We start from the raw sequence: 16,065 nt of genomic DNA, 5'->3' as shown, positions 1-16,065 counted from the left end.
CAGGCCTGCGGCACGGCCGCAGGGCGCGGGGCTCTTTGCACCCGCGCCTGCGAACTGTCGAATGCGTTCCTACTGCGAAGCAAGGATGCGGAGCGTGACGATCGCGAGCAGTGTGTTGCATGCGTCACGGTGAGTATGCGGACGTATCCGTGAAAACTTGGCCTTCGCAGGCAATTGCCACCCAACCTGGGGTTTACACGTGCCAACCATGCAGGGTTGCGTCTGAATCAGAACATTCATTGATTGGTTCAGGCCAAGTCCTCGAAATCCCCAAGAATTCCCTCCGTGTTCGTAACGACACGATAAAAATCAAACTCTTGGACGAGGCGTCACTCTCGTGTGATCGTGTGCCCTTCTGCCCCGCGGCCAGCCGTTTGGGGCTTTGCGCTGTCCCCATCCGATTGGTCCCCACGGGAGTAGACCGCAGTGACCATGCCCCGCCTTCTCAGCCCCTTGGTGCGTACGCGCGCGCGGCTGACGTGCACCATCGGCCTCGTGGTGGCCGCCTTAACGGCAGCACTGCTGTCCTGGTGGCAACCCGATGGCCCGCCGCCAACCGTGACCGCGACACCCGGTGACGCCAAGCCCGCTTCCACCGGCCCCCGCGACGCGCAGAGCGCCGCAGCCGAGTCCCGTCGAACCGGCAAGGACGTTGCCGTCGACACGGAGACCGACGCCACGTCCGTGACCTGGTCCCAGCCGGACGGCAAGTTACGCACCCAGATCTCCGCCCTCCCGCAACGGGCCAAGAACGCCGAGGGCCGCTGGGCCCCCATCGACACCAAGCTCGGCAACGACACGCGGACCAAGGACGGCAAGGGACTCACCGTCCGACCGGCCAACGCCCCGCTGCCGGTCCGCTTCTCCGGCGGTAGCCAGCCCGCCGGCCAGGGCTCGCCGGCCTCCGTCCTCGCCGAGGTCGACCTCGCCGGCCACACCGTCGCCTACACCTGGCCCGGCCCGCTGCCGAAGCCGGTCCTCGACGGCCCGCGCGCCCTCTATCCGGAGGTCCTGCCCGGCGTCGACCTGATGCTCGTCGCCCGCCAGGACGGCGGCTTCGCCCAGGTCCTGATCGTCAAGACGAAGGAAGCCGCCGGCCGCCCCGAACTCGCCACCGCCGAGTACGGACTGCGCTCCGCCACCGCCGTCTTCCGCCACGATGCCGAGGCCCAGCGGGTCGCGGTCGTGGACCCGAAGTCCGGCAAGGAAGTCGGATCCATGCCGACCCCCTTCGCCTGGGACTCCTCCGGCCGTGATCCGGAAGACCCCCAGGCCGTGACCCGCACCGCCGTCGGCTCCACGGCCGAGGTGCTGCGTCTGTCCGGCCTGGCCGGCATGGAGCCGGGCTCCAAGCAGGCCCCGCTGCCGATCGCGCTCGACGGCAACGGCACCTCCGAGGCGCGACTCCGTCTGAACGCCGAGGCCACCGGGCTCCTCAAGGACCCGGCGACCCGCTTCCCGGTCTTCATCGACCCGACCATGAACAGCGGTGAGCAAGCCTGGACCACGGCCTACAAGCCGCACCCCAACAGTTCGTTCTTCAACGGCACCAACTTCAACAACGGCACCCCCGAAGCGCGCGTGGGCTACGAGAAGGAGACCGGGGGCACGGCCCGTCCGTTCTGGCGCATGGGCTTCGACGAGCGCCTCAAGGGCGCCGCGCTCACCAGCGCGACCTTCCGCGTGCTCAACAACCACAGCTGGTCCTGTGACAAGCGCGCCTACCGCCTGTACTGGACCGGCGCGATCTCTTCCGGCACCACCTGGAACAAGCAGCCCGACTGGCTGAACCTCCAGGACGAGCAGAGCTTCGCGAAGGGACGCTCCGGCTGCCCCGACGACTACGTGGGCTTCAACGTGAAGGACGCGGCCCAGAACGCCGCCAACGCCGGCGCCCCCGACATCACCCTCGGCATGCGCGCGGTCTCCGAGAACGACACGTTCAGCTGGCGGACGTTCAGGGCCGACGCCGCCGAGCTCACCGTCACGTACAACCGCGCCCCGAGCGAGCCGGTGGACGGCACGACCAACCCCGGTGGCGTCTGCGTCCCGGGACCGGGCGCCGGCCAGCCCGTCGCCAAGGCGAACCTCGTCCTGTCTGCCAAGGCCACCGACGACGACGGCAACCTCAAGGGCGTCCGCTTCCGGTTCTGGAAGGACGGCGACCCGATCCCGGCCGGCACCGTGGTCACCCCGCAGGCCGACGGCCGGGCCTCGACCACCATCCCCTCCGCGACCCTGGCGGACAAGGTGACGTACTCCTGGGACGTGGTGGCGGAGGACTCTGAGGGTGCGAGCTCTTCCTCCTTCCCGGCCGGGGACCAGCCGTGCCGCGTCACGGTGGACGCGAGCGGGCCGCCCGCGCCCGAGGTGACCAGTGCGGTGTTCAAGCCGGCCACCCCGGACGGCGCGACCTGGGCGACGGTGCGCTTCGGGCAGACCGGAGCGGTGACCTTCAAGGCGGCCGACGCCGTCAAGTTCAGCTACTCCTTCGCGGGCCTGAACATCAAGGAGGTGCCCGCTGTCAACGGCGTGGCCACCATCCCCGACCTCAAGCCCACCAACTCGGGCCCGGTCGCCCTCCTGGTCCACGCCTACGACGCGGCGGGCAACAAGAGCCAGCGCACCGACTACGTCTTCTACCTGCCGCCGCGCCAGGAAGCGGACGGCCCCGGCGACGTGGGCGGCGACGGCCGTCCGGACCTGCTGGCCATCGACGCGCAGGGGAACCTGCGTACGTTCTCCGGTGACGAGGGCGGGGAAATGTACGGGTCGCTGGCGGCCTCGTACACCACCGACGGGCAGCTGAACCCGCCGGGCCACTGGTTCGACCCGGCCACCGGGAAGACCGCCCTCATCACGCACCGGACGGACGTCTACCCCGGCGACGGGAGCACGGACCTGTTCGCCCGCATCCCGGACGGCAGCTTCTGGATCTACCCCGGCGACGGCTACGGCAGCTTCAACGTCGACAAGCGCGTCCGGGTCAAGCTCCCGGCCGGCGTACCGGACCCCGTGGAGTGGACGCAGATCATGGCGGTCGGCGACCTCACCGGCGACAGGCTGCCGGACCTGTTCCTGCGCAGCGGCAAGGCGTTCTGGGCCCTGGAAGGGTACACGGGAGGCGCCTTCCAGAAGGCGACGCTCATGAACGACGGCTACTGGGGCGCGGACCGCGAGCTGCTCACCGTCGGCGACATCGACCTCGACGGCAAGGCCGACCTCGTGTGGCGCAGCCCGGAGAGCGGCAACCTGTGGCTGCGGTACGGCAAGCCGGGTGCGGCCGCGGGCAGCACCGACCTGCTGTCGCTCGCGACCGCCGGCGCCTCCCGCGACAAGACGGACGTGATCTACGGGGCGGGCTGGACCCCGGCCAACATCCCGCTCGCCATCAGCACCCCGGACGTCAACGGGGACCGGATACCGGACCTGTGGGCCAAGGGCTCCAACGGATTCATCTGGGTCTACCACCCGAAGGCCAAGGACTCGGGCGGCGCCGTGCAGGCCGTCCTGGGTACGGAGTGGTCGGGAATCAAGGCCTTCGGCTGATCGTCGCACCACCTGTCCCCTACAGACTCTCCACCACCCAAGGACCCAAGTGATTTCCCATCTGATGCGGCGCGCCAAGGGCGCACTCGCCGTGACCATCGCCACCGGTGCCCTGCTCACGGCCACGACTCCCGCCCAGGCGGCGCCGGCGCCGGCCATCACCGCGGCCGGCGCGATCGTGATCGACGGCACCAACGGGGCCACGCTCATGGCCAAGGACGCCGACACCAAGCGTCCGATGGCGAGCACCACGAAGATCATGACCGCCACGGTGGTCGCCACCCTGCCGAACCTCAACCTCGACCAGAAGGTCACGGTCAAGCAGGAGTACCTGGACTACGTCTACCTCAAGGGGGCGAGCTCGGCCCAGCTCAAGGCGGGCGCCACCCCGACGGTCCGCCAGCTGCTGTACGGGCTGATGCTGCCGTCGGGCTCCGACGCCGCGTACGCCCTCGCCGACACCTTCGGCACCGGCACCACCACGACGGCCCGCACCACGGACTTCATCGCCAAGATGAACGCCAAGGCCAACGAGCTGGGCCTGACCAACACCGTCTACGACTCCTTCGACGGCATCTCGCCGACCGGCCAGAACCTCACCAGCCCGCGCGACCTGGCGAACCTCACTCGTCACGCGATGGCCAACACCCTGTTCCAGACCCTGGTGAAGACCATCACCTACAGCACCGGCGGCACCGCCACCGTCGGCGCCTGGAGCAACACCAACCTGCTGATCCAGCCCCGCCCCACCGGTTACGCCTACCCGGGCGCGATGGGCATCAAGACCGGCTGGACCACCCCCGCCGGCAAGTGCCTCGTCTTCTCGGTCGTCCGCAACGGCAAGACCATCATCGGGGTCCTGCTGAACGACGAGGAGCGGTACATGGACTCCATGGCCCTCTCCGACTGGGCCCTCGGCCCGGCAGCCGGCTCCAAGACCGCCCTCCAGCGCAGCAACACCGACCCGATCCCCGACGTCCTCGACTGACGTCCCTCCCGATGCCGCTGGAAAAGGCCGCGCACCGCGACAACTTCGCACTGTCACGGTGCGCGGCCTCGCGTCCGGGGGACTCGGGCAAGGTGGGTCTCCACCACAGGGCTACGCGGAAAGCTGCTCGGCGAACGCCCGGTACGCCTTCTCGTCGAAGAGGACGAAGCGGACCTCCTCCACCGCGGTGCGGGCGGCCCGGACGGTGTCGACCGCGATGCGGGCGCCGTCGTCCATCGGCCAGCCGTAGATGCCGGTGGAGATGGCCGGGAACGCGACCGTGCGGGCGCCCAGTTCGTCGGCCACCCGCAGGGATTCGCGGTAGCAGGACGCGAGCAGGTGCGAGCGGTCCTCCTCGCGCGACCAGACCGGGCCGACGGTGTGGATGACGTGCTCCGCGGCCAGCCTGCCGGCCGTGGTGGCGACGGCGCGGCCGGTCGGGAGGCCCTTGCCGTAGTGGGAGCGGCGCAGGTCCTCGCAGGCGGCGAGGATTTCGGGGCCGCCGCGGCGGTGGATGGCGCCGTCGACTCCCCCGCCGCCGAGCAGGGAGGAGTTGGCGGCGTTGACGATCGCGTCGGCCTTCTCGGCCGTGATGTCGCCCTGGACGAGGGTGATGCGCACCATCGGTTCACTTCGCCTTTCGCAGGTGCCGCCAGACCGCCTTGGCGGCGTTGTGGCCCGACATGCCGTGGACGCCCGGACCCGGCGGGGTCGCCGAGGAGCAGAGGAAGACCGCCGGGTGGGCGGTGGTGTACGGGGACAGGGTGAGCTTGGGCCGGAGCAGGAGCTGGAGGCCGGAGGCGGCGCCGCAGGCGATGTCCCCGCCGACGTAGTTGGGGTTGCGGGCGGCGAGCTGCGGCGGGCCGGCGGTGGCGCGGGCCAGGACCAGGTCGCGGAAGCCGGGGGCGAAGCGCTCCAGCTGTCGTTCGACGGCTTCGGTGAGGTCGCCGTCCCAGCCCGCGGGGACGTGGCCGTACGCCCAGAAGACGTGCTTGCCCTCGGGGGCCCGGCCGGGGTCGGCCAGGGTGGGCTGGGCGGTGATGAGGAAGGGGTTGCGGGGGGCGCGGCCGCCGGACGCCAGCTGGAGGGCGGCGTCGATGTCGCGGCTGCCCGGGCCGATCTGGACCGTGCCGGCCCGGCGGGGGGCCTCGGCGGTCCAGGGCACCGGTCCGTCCAGGGCGTAGTCCAGCTTGAACACGGAGGCGCCGTACCGGTAGCCGTCGTACGCGCGGCCGAGGCGGGCGATGCGGGCCAGTGCGGTCGGCGAGGTGTCGAACACGTAGGCGCGGGCCGGGGGCAGGTCGTCGAGCCGCTTGACCTCGAAGCCGGTGTGGACGGTGCCGCCGAGGTCGGCCAGGTAGCCGGCGAGGGCGTCGGAGACGGACTGGGAGCCGCCGCGCGGCATCGGCCAGCCGCCGGCGTGCGCGGCGAGGGCGAAGACCAGGCCGACGGCGCCGGTGGCGATGCCGTTCAGCGGGGCGATGACGTGCGCGACGAGTCCGGCGAACAGCGCGCGGGCCCGGTCGTCGCGGAAGCGGCGCAACAGCCAGGTGGAGGGCGGCAGTCCGGCGAGGCCGAACCGGGCCAGGGTGACGGGGTCCCGGGGCAGGGCGGTGGCGGGCAGGGACATGAAGTCCCGGGCCAGGGTGTCCCACTTGCCGAGGAACGGGTCCACCAGGCGCCGGTACGCGCCCGCGTCCCGGGGCCCGAAGGAGGCCGCCGTCTCCGCAACGGAGCGGGAGAGGACGGCGGCCGTGCCGTCGTCGAAGGGGTGCGCCATGGGCAGCGGGGCGTGCAGCCACTCCAGCCCGTACCGCTTCAGCGGCATCGTGTTGAACACCGGTGAGCCGGCGCCGAGCGGGTGCACGGCGGAGCAGGGGTCGTGGCGGAAGCCGGGGAGGGTCAGCTCCTCGGTGCGGGCTCCGCCGCCGATCGTGTCGGCTGCCTCGAAGACGGCCACCGAGTGCCCCCGGCGGGCGAGTTCGACCGCGGCCGTCAGGCCGTTGGGCCCCGCCCCCACCACGACTGCGTCGAGAATCGACGGCACTGACAACAGCTCCTTCGTCCGGCGGCGGCCACTGCCTCCAGCCTAGGCCCTGCGGTCGCGGTCCTGCCCGGTGCGGGCGTCCGCGCCCGCCGGGCGCGGTGGTCAGGCGCCCCGGAGCAGGTCCCGGATGCGGATCGCGGTGGCCTCGTCGCGGCCGACGGCGAAGGGGAGGGCGTTGTCCCGGTCCACCCGGAAGGGGACGCCCTCGACGGTGCTGTGCGCGCCGCCCGCTTCGGTGACCAGCAGCAGTCCGGCGGCGTGGTCCCAGGCGGAGGGCCAGGTGAAGGCCAGGGCGTCCATCTCCCCGCGCGCCACCTTCAGGTACTCCAGGCCGGCCGAACCGCACGGCCGGGCGGCGACGCCGGGTACGTCGAGCCGGGCGAGGCCGCGGCGGTCCTCCTCGGAGGTGTACAGCGGGTGGGCCGTCGCCACGCGCAGTGCGGCGCCGGGCACGGGCGAACCGCTGTGGATCCGGCGGCCGTTGACGTACGCGCCCTGCCCCCGGACGGCGGTGGACATCTCCTCCAGGGCCGGGGCGAAGGTCCAGGAGGCGAGGATCTCGCCGCGCAGGGCGAGCGCGACCAGGGTGCAGAACTCGGGCTCGCCGCCCACGAACTGGCGGGTGCCGTCGACCGGGTCGACGATCCACACGGGCGCGTCGGCGCGCAGCGCCCCGTAGACGTCCGGGTCGGCGTGCACGGCCTCCTCCCCGACCACGACGGAGCCGGGCAGCAGCCGGGTCAGGGAGGCGGTGAGGTGCTCCTCGGCGAGGCGGTCGGCGACGGTCACGAGGTCGTGCGGACCGCTCTTCTGGTCCACCTCGTGCTCGGCGAGCTGCCGGAACCGGGGCATGATCTCGACGGCCGCGGCCTTGCGGACGGCTTCGTCGACAGCGGACGGGTCAAGGGCCGGAAATTCATCGATCATGCCCCCATCACATCACGCCCGGGGGCGGGCCCCGTCGCCGTTGCCGGTCCCCGGCCCGCACGGCGGGGGAACTTCCGGTGAACGGCGACGGGGGGCGCTCAGGTGAGGAGGTCCCGCAGGACGGTGCGCAGGCGGGCCTCGGCCGCCGGTCCGGGGGTGCCGGCGATGCCGGAGCGGAACAGGGAGGAGCCCTCCATGACCATCACGAAGACCTCGGCCCGGGAGCGCGCCCCGGGGGCGGTCAGGCCGGGGCGGAACCGGAGGATGAACTCGGCGACGTGGTCGGTGTAGCGGTCGTAGAAGGCGCGGACGGCCCGTGCGGCCGCCTCGTCGTGCGCGGCCATGGCCCAGACCTCGGTGAACAGCCGGACCAGGGAGAGGTCTTCGTGTTCGCCGAGGACGCTGTCCAGGGCCGCGTCCGGGCCGGCCGCGGTGACGTCGCCGCCGGCCAGGGCGGCGACGCGTTCCAGGGAGGCGGTGAGGATCCGGTCCAGCAGGGCCGCCACGAGGTCGGAGCGGGCCGGGAAGTAGTACTGGAGGTGGCCGAGGCGGACTCCGGCGGCGTCGGCGACCGCGCGCATCGTGAGTTCGGCGCCGCCGGCCGAGCCGAGGATCCGTTCGGCGGCGTCGAGCAGTGCGGTGCGGCGCAGTTCCCCCTTGGGGGTGGGTCCGGCGCTCACGCGGCGTCCGCCGCGGCTCCGGCTCCGGCTCCGGCTCCGGCTCCGGCTCCGGCTCCGGCTCCGGCTCCGAGGTCGACGCGTACGCCGTGGGCGGCGAGGAGCTCGGCGGCCGCGCCGGGGTCGGGGTGCTGTTCGGGGAAGACCACGCCCTCGGGGGCGGGGGCGCCGTCGGCGCCGAGCACCCGCTGGAGGCCGAGGACCGCGCCCACCGCCGTCAGGTGGCTCTGGCCGCGGGGGTCGGTGACGGTCGCGGACCGGCTCCGGCCGCCGTGCTCCACGTCGATGCGCAGGACGGCGGTGCCTCCCTCGCCCGGGGAGTGCAGCAGGGCCCGCCGGGCGGGGGCCCAGCGTTCCCCGCCGGCCCAGCGGAAGAAGCCCGTTCCGCGCAGGGCGAGGAGGGCGCGGGTGGCGGCCGCGGAGCTGAAGCCGATCCGGGTGGCGGCGGTGGCGGTGCCGAGGGTGAGGGGCAGCGTGTACTGCTCGGGGGTGTCGATGCGGGCGACCCTGAGGGGCGCCCCGGCGACGCTGACCGTGCGGGTGTCCGTGAGCGGGGTGGCGAGCCGGCGCCGGCCCGCGTCGACCACCTCGAAGCCGATGCCGAGCCGGTCCATGAACTCCACGGAGTCGGAGCCGGCCCGGTCGGCCATGTCCCAGCGCACGGCGATGTCGACGCGTCCGGCGCCGCCCAGGGCGTCGGCGAGCTGTGCGGCGACGAGGCTGCTCACCCCGCCCATCCAGGCGGAGGACAGCAGGACGGGGGCGGTGGGGCGCAGCAGTGCGGCCACGGTGACGGCCCGCTGGAGCCGGGCCGTCCAGCGGGTGATGTCCACGTAGGGGACGCCGCCCGCGACGGCGGCGCGCAGCACCCGGTCGTCGGGGTCGTTGACGGCGCCGATCACGGCCCGGACGGCGGCCCGGAAGGGTGCGGGGTCGCCGAGGTCCCAGGCGCGTGCCTCGCCGCCCAGTTCGGCGGCGAGTTCGCGGCCCCGCCCGGGGGTGCGGCCGGTCAGCAGGACCGGGTGTCCGGCGGCGGCCGCCATGCGGGCGGTCTCGGCGCCGACGGTGCCGTATCCGCCGGTGATCAGGACGGGTCCGGCCGGATCGTGCAGCAGTTCATCGCTCATGGAACAGATTATAGGTCGAACGACCTAAAACGTGGAACCGGTTCCGTGCGGTGTCTTCTCCCAGGTGAACCGGGAGAAGACCAGCTGGTGCACCGCCCGCCAGGCCGCCCACCACCAGAGCACCGAGGAGAGCGGTGCGAGCAGTGCGTGCCACGGGGCACCCAGGCCCGCGCGCCGCGCCGCGGTGAAGGTGATCGCGGTCCAGGCGAGGGCCGAGAGGGCCTGTGCGGCCACGCAGGGCAGCAGCAGGCCGGCTCCGGCGGGCGACCAGGAGAGGCCGCAGAGGCCGATCAGGGTCAGGACGGCCAGCAGCGGCTGGACGAAGGAGGTCACCGCGGCGCCCGCGACGATGCCGAGCAGCGTGAGCAGGCCCCGGACGCCGAACCGGCGCACGGTCCGGCGGGGGTGGCGGGTGTGAACGACCGTCGTCAGGAGGAACCCCTTGAACCACCGGGTGCGCTGGCGGACGTAGGGGCGGACGGCGCCGAGCGCCTCCTCCCAGGTGACGGATCCGATCGTCTCGGTGCGGTGGCCCAGGGCGGCGCAGCGCATGCCGAGGTCGGCGTCCTCGGTGACGTTCCAGGCGTCCCAGCCGCCGAGGGCGCGCAGGGTGGCGGTGCGGAAGTGGTTGCTGGTCCCGCCGAGCGGGACCGGCATCCCCAGCCGCACCATTCCGGGCAGCTCCAGGGTGAAGCGCAGGGCGTACTCCATGGCGAACTGCCGGGTCAGCCAGTTCCCGTCGGCGTTGTGGAAGAGCAGCTGGGCCTGTACGCAGGCCAGGCGTTCGCCACGGGCCGCGAACCGGGCCGCCACGCGGCGCAGTTGGCCGGGGTCGGGCCGGTCCTCGGCGTCGAAGACCACCAGCAGTTCGCCGCGGGCCAGCAGCAGGCCCAGGTTCACCGAGCGGGGCTTGGTCTGCGGCGCGCCGGGCGGGAGGCAGACCAGCCGGACGAACGGGGGCGGGTCCGCGGCCAGCACGGCCCGGGCGGTGCCGGGGTCGTGCCGCTCCACCAGGACCAGTACCTCCAGCCGGTCCGGCGGGTAGTCCAGGGCGGCCAGGTGCCGGACCAGGCCGCCGATCACCCCGGCCTCCTCGTACGCGGGCACCAGCACGGTGTAGAACGGGAGCTCCGCGTCCGGCACCGGTACGTCCTCCGCCCGCGCGGGGCGGCCGCCGCGCGGCAGGCCGGCCACTGTCACGACCACGTGCAGCAGGCTGTACGCCGTCACGATCGCGGTGAGCAGGGCGAGCACGGCCATGGGGGCGGCCGCCAGCCCCGCGAGGGCGGCGGCGCCGGCGGCGGCCAGGGCGGCGAGCTGCCAGCGGGCGAAACCGGACTTCGCCGCCAGCTCCGGGTACCGGCGGCCGAAGCCGTCGGCCATCAGGCCGGCCACAGCCGCCGCCCGTTCCCGCAGGATCCGGTCCTGCTCCCCCGCTCCGGCCCGTGCCAGCTCCCCGGCCACGTCCGTGCCGACGGTCTCCGCCATGCCGTCCCTCCCCTCGTCCGCCCTCGACTTCCGGTCCGATGATCGTCCGTGGCGGCCGGGGCGCGGCACCGAGGGTCCCCGGGAGCCCGGGGCCGGTCGTCAGCGACGCGTATGGACTGCGGCGGTCGCCGTCAAGGTCCCGTCAGGGGGGCCGCTTCCGGGCTCCGGTGCGGGGATGGTTCTGGAGTGCCGTCCCGGACCGCCTCCCCGCGCCCGGGACGCCGCCTTCCGTCCACGGCACCCTCCGAGGAGAGCCCCATGTGCCTGTTCCAGTACGACGACGACCCCGAGCCCGAGGAACCCGTCCCGGCCGGACTCCTCCACGTCCCCGTCCGGCCGGGAACAGCGGAGGTGGTGGTGCGCATGTTCCGGACCCCGCTGGGCGCCCGTACCGCGGTCGGGTTCACCGGCCCGGACCTGCTGGCCGCCACGCTCGGCGCCGAGCAGCCGTGGATCCGGCTCTCCGCCTCCGCGCTCCGGGCGCTGGCCGAGCCCCTCGGGGTGGGCCTGCTCACCGTCGACCCGGTGCTGACCGCTCCCGCCGTCACCGGCTCCGGCCCGGCCGGCGCCCCGGGCTCCCCCCGCCCCGGTACCCGTCCCGCCCCGGCCGCGCGGCGGACCTCCCCGGCCTCGGCCGCCTGAGCGGGGGGACGACACGATGACCACGTCGGTCGTGCCCGAGCCGGAGTCCGGAACGACGGACGACCTCCGCGTCTGGCCCGCGTCCACCGGCCGGCTCGCGCACGGCGGCCTGACGGTCGCCGGGGTGGAGCTCGCCGAGGTCGCGGAGCGGTTCGGGACCCCGGTGTACGTGCTGGACGAGGGGGAGGTGCGCGGGCGCTGCCGGACGTACCGGGACGCGTTCCCCGACGCCGACGTCCTCTACGCGGCCAAGGCCTTCCTGTCCCGCGCGATGGTGCGCTGGGTGCAGGAGGAGGGGCTGGGCCTGGACGTCTGCTCGGCGGGAGAGCTGGAGCTGGCCGTGACGGCCGGGTTCCCGCCCGAGCGGATCGTGCTCCACGGCAACGCCAAATCGCCCCGGGACCTCGGCTCGGCGCTGCGCCTGGGCGTCGGACGGATCGTGATCGACGGTCCGTCGGAGATCGCCCGCATCGCCGCCGCCGTCGGCCCGGACGACCGCCAGAAGGTGATGGTGCGGGTGGTCCCGGGCGTCTCCGCGGGGGGCCACGACAAGATCCGCACGGGCACGGACGGGCAGAAGTTCGGGCTGTCCCTGACGGACGGTTCCGCGCTGCGCGCCGTGGCCCGCGTACTGGCCCAGCCGCAGCTGGAACTCACCGGGCTGCACTGCCACATCGGCTCCCAGATCACCGAGGCGGAGCCCTACCTCACGGCGCTGCGCCGGATGGTCGCCCTGCTGGCCCGGATCCGCGACGAGCACGGCCGCGTGCTGCCCGAGCTCGACATGGGGGGCGGTCACGGCATCGCCTACCGTCCGGGCGAACCCGCCCTCGACGTGCCGGCGCTCGCCCGGCGGCTGCGGAGCGGGCTGGCCGAGGCCTGCGCCGCCGCCGGGCTGCCCGTCCCGCGCCTGGCCGTCGAACCGGGCCGGGCCGTCGTCGGCCCGGCCGCGGTGGCCGTGTACCGGGTCCTGGCCGTCAAGCACACCGGGGACACGCTGTTCGTCGCCGTCGACGGCGGGATGAGCGACAACCCCCGGCCCGCCCTGTACGGGGTCCGGTACGCGCCCCGGCTGATCGGCCGGGCCGGGGCGGCCGCTCCGCGTCCGGCGACGGTCGTCGGCCGGCACTGCGAGGCCGGGGACGTGCTCGCGGCCGGGGTGGAACTGCCCGGGGACGTCCGGCCCGGGGACCTGGTCGCCGTGCCGGTGGCGGGGGCGTACCAGCTGTCCATGGCGTCCGGCTACAACATGGTCGGCAGGCCCCCGGTGGTCGCCGTGCACGAGGGCACCACCAGGCTCCTCGTGCGCCGCGAAACCCTCGCGGACCTGCGCCGCCGGGACGTCGGCGCGTAGGGAGGGCCGGCCGGCGCCCCGCGGGGGGCGGGGTGCCGGCCTGGTCCCCGACGGACCGTCCGCTCCAGTGGCGTCCGCCGGGGGTGTCAGCCGGCGGTGTCAGCCGGCGGTGTCAGCCGGCGGTGTCAGCCGGCGTGCACGTGCGGGCGGCGGGCCCGGTCCGGTTCGGCCTCGCGGATCACCTCGCGCGTGACGGGGGCGATCTCGCCGACGCCGAAGAGGAAGAACCGCAGGAAGTTGGTCAGCGGGTTGCCCTCGGTCCACTCGAAGTAGATGTGGGGGCGCTGGCCGGTCTCGTCCCGTACGTGCAGCAGCAGGGCCGCCAGGGCGTTCGGAACGGACGAGGACTCCAGGGTCAGGACGCGGTACCGGTCGTGCATCACCTCGCCCCTGACCGTCACACCGGCCTCGAACTCCGACGGGTCGAGGACGGTGACCTCGACGAAGAGGAAGTCGTCGCCGGCCGGGACGTCGTTGTCGGCGCGTATCTGGTCGATCTTCTCCCGGTACTCGGCCTTGTCCCGCTGGTCCGGTTCGTTGGCGATGAAGCGGATGGTGCGGGTGGCGGTGTCCCTGATGAATCGTTCCGCCATGTCGTCGAACCCGACGTCGGTGACGCGCAGCTCGAAGACGCGGGCGAGCCGCGACAGCAGGGAGAGGGCCATGATCCCGGCGATGAAGCAGGCGCCGATCTTCACGCCGTCGGGACGCTCGACCACGTTGACGGCCGTGGTGTAGACGAACACGGCGGAAATGAGTCCGAAGCCGATGGTCCAGCCGCGTTCCCGGGCCCGGCGCGCGGCGATGGTGACGGCGATGGCCGCCGAGGTGATCAGGACGAGCACACCGGTGGCGTACGCGCCGCCCTGCGCGTCCACGTCGGCGTCGAAGATCCACGTGACCAGGAAGGCGATGAGGGTGAAGACGATCACCATGGGGCGCAGGGCGCGGGCCCAGTGCGGGGCCATGCCGTAGCGGGGCAGGTAGCGGGGCATCAGGTTGAGCAGGCCGGCCATGGCCGAGGAGCCCGCGAACCACAGGATGAGGATGGTCGACACGTCGTAGACCGTGCCGAAGACGGAGCCGAGGTGCTCGTGGGCGAGGTAGGCCAGGGCCCGGCCGTTGGCCTCGCCGCCCGGCTTGAACTCGTCCGCCGGGATGAGCAGGGTGGTGATGAAGCTGGAGCAGATCAGGAAGACGCTCATGATCACCGCGGCGGTGGTGAGCAGCTTCTTCGTGCCCTTGATCCGGCCGGCGGGCCGGTGCGGGTCGTCGCCCGGCTCGCCCTGTACGTGGGGCATGACCGCGACACCGGTCTCGAAGCCGGACAGGCCGAGGGCCAGCTTCGGGAAGACGACCAGGGCGATGGCGACCATCATGAAGGGGTTGCCGTGCTCGGTGGTGAGCGCGCTGCTCCAGTCCGTGACCACGTGCGGTTCGGTGGCCACCTGCCACAGGCCGACCGCCACCACGACCGCGTTGAGCAGCAGGTAGGAGACGACGAGGGCGACGGCCAGCCCGATGGCCTCGCTGAAGCCCTTGAGGAAGACCGCGCCGAGCAGGGCGATCAGGATCAGGGTGATCAGCACCTCGTGCCCGTGCAGGGTGCTGGTCAGGTGCGGGTTCTCCACCATGTGGGCCGTGGCGTCGGCGGCCGACAGCGTGATGGTGATCAGGAAGTCCGTGGCCGCGAACCCGAGGAGGGTCAGGACGAACAGCTTCCCCTTCCAGAACGACAGCAGCCGCTCCAGCATGGCGATGGAGCCCTCGCCGTGCGGGCTCTCCTGCGCCACGCGCCGGTAGACCGGCAGCGCCCCGAACAGCGTCAGCAGCACCAGCACGATCGTCGCGACCGGTGACAGCAGCCCGGCCGCGAGCGCCGCGATGCCGGGCTGGTACCCGAGGGTGGAGAAGTAGTCCAGACCGGTCAGGCACATCACCCGGTACCAGGGCTTGCCCTCGTGTGCGGTGTCGGGGTGCTGCTGCTGTTTGTGGCGACGGTCGGTCAAGCCTTCCAGCAGCCACGCGCGCAGGCGCGGCATGCGGGCAGGGGTGGCCATGGCGGGCGCTCCTGTCGTACGGCACGGATCGAGCCGTCGGCGTCGACGGCTGAGTCAGCGTACGCAGCGCGAACCCGGTCAATCGGCTTATATGCCTCCCTGCCGAAATCCTGACGCGGCCTTAACGCGGCAGCGCTCCCGGGTCAGTCGTGGGCCGGGCCCTCCAGGTTCTTCGTGAACCACTGGAGGGCGTCCGGGACCATCTTCCTGAAGTCCGAGGTGAGGTGCTTGCCGCCGGGCTGCTCGTAGTACTCGATGGCGACCGGCGGGACCGCCTTGGCCATCCAGCTCTTGACCACGCGCTGCTCGTACGGGTCCGCGCCGCCGGCCGTGACCAGCATCTTCACGTCGGCCTTGCCCTGGGTGACCAGCTGGTCGGGGTTGTTGGCCGCCTTCTCCGTGTCGTGCCCCTGCCACAGGCGCGAGTCCGGGATGAAGTAGCCGTCGATCGGCACCGCGGCCTTGTAGACGTCCGGGTACTGGAGGGCGAGCTTGGCGCTGCAGAACCCGCCCGTGGAGGCGCCCATGACGCCCCAGCTGTCGCGGCCCTTCAGGGTGCGGAAGTTGGCCCGGACCCAGGCAGGGACGTCCTGGGCCATCCACGTCGCCATCTTGGGCTGGCCGGGGATGTCCGAACAGTCCAGGGCCTTCTTCTCGTCGGCGCTGAAGTTCTGCACCGGCATGACCATGATGAACGGATGCGACTTGCCCTCCTTGGCCAGCCGCTCCGCCACTTCCGGGATCGGCAGCTCGCTGCCGGCCCAGGTGTTGTAGCCGTTGCTCTGGCCGCCCGCGAAGAGGGTCAGCACGGGGAAGCCGGTCTTGGCGTACTTGGGGTCGTGGTACTCGGGAGGAAGCCAGACCCACACCTGACCCGTCACACCGGACTTCGGGCCGGCCACCTTGGTCGTCGTGACCGGGCCGACGGCGGTCTCCCGGGCCTTGGTCATGGCGGCGGCCGGACCCGTCGGCATCAGCACCTTCCCGGCAGGAGGGGCGGAAGGGGACGCGGCGGCCGGTGCGTCCGTCGCCACCGGGGCCTTCGCCTTCCCGCTCTTGGTGTTCCCGCAGCCCGTGAGCCCCACGGCCAGGGCCAGGACGGCGGCTCCGGTGACGACGGCACGGGAACGGGAGGGCTGACTGAGCACGGCGGGGACTCTCCAAGCAATGACGCGCCCGGTCCGGCGGAACCGCGCCTCCGGCGGC

12 protein-coding genes are annotated in these 16,065 nt (G+C 73.0%); 4 read left to right on the top strand and 8 right to left on the bottom strand.

Annotation, left to right across the window (positions count from 1 at the left end; translation table 11 throughout):
* Nucleotides 1-558 precede the first annotated feature (558 nt).
* Nucleotides 559-3,549: an FG-GAP repeat domain-containing protein gene (locus ACIPW5_RS23490; protein ID WP_401248123.1), complete on the top strand. Its 2,991-nt coding sequence runs from the start codon at nucleotides 559-561 to the stop codon at nucleotides 3,547-3,549.
* 64 nt (nucleotides 3,550-3,613) lie between these two features.
* Nucleotides 3,614-4,537, top strand: coding sequence for a D-alanyl-D-alanine carboxypeptidase family protein (locus ACIPW5_RS23485; RefSeq protein WP_401248212.1), 924 nt, complete (start codon nucleotides 3,614-3,616; stop codon nucleotides 4,535-4,537).
* A 111-nt stretch (nucleotides 4,538-4,648) separates the two neighbouring features.
* On the opposite strand, the gene ACIPW5_RS23480 is transcribed toward ACIPW5_RS23485, so the two are convergent.
* The 6 genes from ACIPW5_RS23480 to ACIPW5_RS23455 all read right to left on the bottom strand — a co-directional run bounded on the left by ACIPW5_RS23480 (nucleotide 4,649) and on the right by ACIPW5_RS23455 (nucleotide 10,803).
* Nucleotides 4,649-5,161: an O-acetyl-ADP-ribose deacetylase gene (locus ACIPW5_RS23480; protein ID WP_401248120.1), complete on the bottom strand. Its 513-nt coding sequence runs from the start codon at nucleotides 5,159-5,161 to the stop codon at nucleotides 4,649-4,651.
* 4 nt (nucleotides 5,162-5,165) lie between these two features.
* On the bottom strand, nucleotides 5,166-6,584 hold the full coding sequence (locus ACIPW5_RS23475; RefSeq protein ID WP_401248117.1) for a phytoene desaturase family protein: 1,419 nt from the start codon (nucleotides 6,582-6,584) through the stop codon (nucleotides 5,166-5,168).
* A 102-nt stretch (nucleotides 6,585-6,686) separates the two neighbouring features.
* Nucleotides 6,687-7,511 (bottom strand): inositol monophosphatase family protein, encoded by an 825-nt coding sequence (locus tag ACIPW5_RS23470; protein ID WP_401248114.1) that lies wholly within the window; start codon nucleotides 7,509-7,511, stop codon nucleotides 6,687-6,689.
* Between the two features lie 98 nt (nucleotides 7,512-7,609).
* Complete coding sequence (locus tag ACIPW5_RS23465) at nucleotides 7,610-8,191, bottom strand: TetR/AcrR family transcriptional regulator (protein ID WP_401248111.1); 582 nt, start codon at nucleotides 8,189-8,191, stop codon at nucleotides 7,610-7,612.
* Nucleotides 8,188-9,315: a saccharopine dehydrogenase gene (locus tag ACIPW5_RS23460; RefSeq protein WP_401248109.1), complete on the bottom strand. Its 1,128-nt coding sequence runs from the start codon at nucleotides 9,313-9,315 to the stop codon at nucleotides 8,188-8,190. The genes ACIPW5_RS23465 and ACIPW5_RS23460 overlap by 4 nt, the downstream gene beginning before the upstream one ends.
* Before the next feature lie 24 nt (nucleotides 9,316-9,339).
* Nucleotides 9,340-10,803 (bottom strand): glycosyltransferase, encoded by a 1,464-nt coding sequence (locus ACIPW5_RS23455; RefSeq protein WP_401248106.1) that lies wholly within the window; start codon nucleotides 10,801-10,803, stop codon nucleotides 9,340-9,342.
* Between the two features lie 258 nt (nucleotides 10,804-11,061).
* On the opposite strand from ACIPW5_RS23455, the gene ACIPW5_RS23450 reads away from it, so the two are divergent.
* Nucleotides 11,062-11,445, top strand: coding sequence for an SAV_915 family protein (locus tag ACIPW5_RS23450; protein ID WP_401248104.1), 384 nt, complete (start codon nucleotides 11,062-11,064; stop codon nucleotides 11,443-11,445).
* Between the two features lie 16 nt (nucleotides 11,446-11,461).
* A complete protein-coding gene (gene lysA / locus ACIPW5_RS23445) occupies nucleotides 11,462-12,799 on the top strand; it encodes a diaminopimelate decarboxylase (protein WP_401248101.1) in 1,338 nt (445 codons plus the stop codon).
* 125 nt (nucleotides 12,800-12,924) lie between these two features.
* On the opposite strand, the gene ACIPW5_RS23440 is transcribed toward lysA, so the two are convergent.
* Both ACIPW5_RS23440 and ACIPW5_RS23435 read right to left on the bottom strand, forming a co-directional pair.
* Complete coding sequence (locus tag ACIPW5_RS23440) at nucleotides 12,925-14,859, bottom strand: amino acid transporter (RefSeq protein ID WP_401248098.1); 1,935 nt, start codon at nucleotides 14,857-14,859, stop codon at nucleotides 12,925-12,927.
* A gap of 143 nt (nucleotides 14,860-15,002) precedes the next feature.
* Entirely contained in the window at nucleotides 15,003-16,007 is a 1,005-nt protein-coding gene (locus ACIPW5_RS23435) for an alpha/beta hydrolase (RefSeq protein ID WP_401248095.1), read from the bottom strand.
* Nucleotides 16,008-16,065 lie beyond the last annotated feature (58 nt).

The organism is Streptomyces sp. NPDC090077, assembly GCF_044747545.1.
GTDB lineage: Bacteria > Actinomycetota > Actinomycetes > Streptomycetales > Streptomycetaceae > Streptomyces.
This window is presented reverse-complemented; position numbering and strand designations above follow the sequence as displayed.

What these genes read in the sequence shown, in the direction of transcription:
- ACIPW5_RS23485 (WP_401248212.1), top strand. Translation starts at nt 3,614, where the DNA reads ATGCGGCGCGCCAAGGGCGCACTCGCCGTGACCATCGCCACCGGTGCC.
- ACIPW5_RS23480 (WP_401248120.1), bottom strand. Translation starts at nt 5,161, where the DNA reads ATGGTGCGCATCACCCTCGTCCAGGGCGACATCACGGCCGAGAAGGCC.
- ACIPW5_RS23470 (WP_401248114.1), bottom strand. Translation starts at nt 7,511, where the DNA reads ATGATCGATGAATTTCCGGCCCTTGACCCGTCCGCTGTCGACGAAGCC.
- ACIPW5_RS23460 (WP_401248109.1), bottom strand. Translation starts at nt 9,315, where the DNA reads ATGAGCGATGAACTGCTGCACGATCCGGCCGGACCCGTCCTGATCACC.
- ACIPW5_RS23455 (WP_401248106.1), bottom strand. Translation starts at nt 10,803, where the DNA reads ATGGCGGAGACCGTCGGCACGGACGTGGCCGGGGAGCTGGCACGGGCC.
- ACIPW5_RS23450 (WP_401248104.1), top strand. Translation starts at nt 11,062, where the DNA reads ATGTGCCTGTTCCAGTACGACGACGACCCCGAGCCCGAGGAACCCGTC.
- lysA (WP_401248101.1), top strand. Translation starts at nt 11,462, where the DNA reads ATGACCACGTCGGTCGTGCCCGAGCCGGAGTCCGGAACGACGGACGAC.
- ACIPW5_RS23440 (WP_401248098.1), bottom strand. Translation starts at nt 14,859, where the DNA reads ATGGCCACCCCTGCCCGCATGCCGCGCCTGCGCGCGTGGCTGCTGGAA.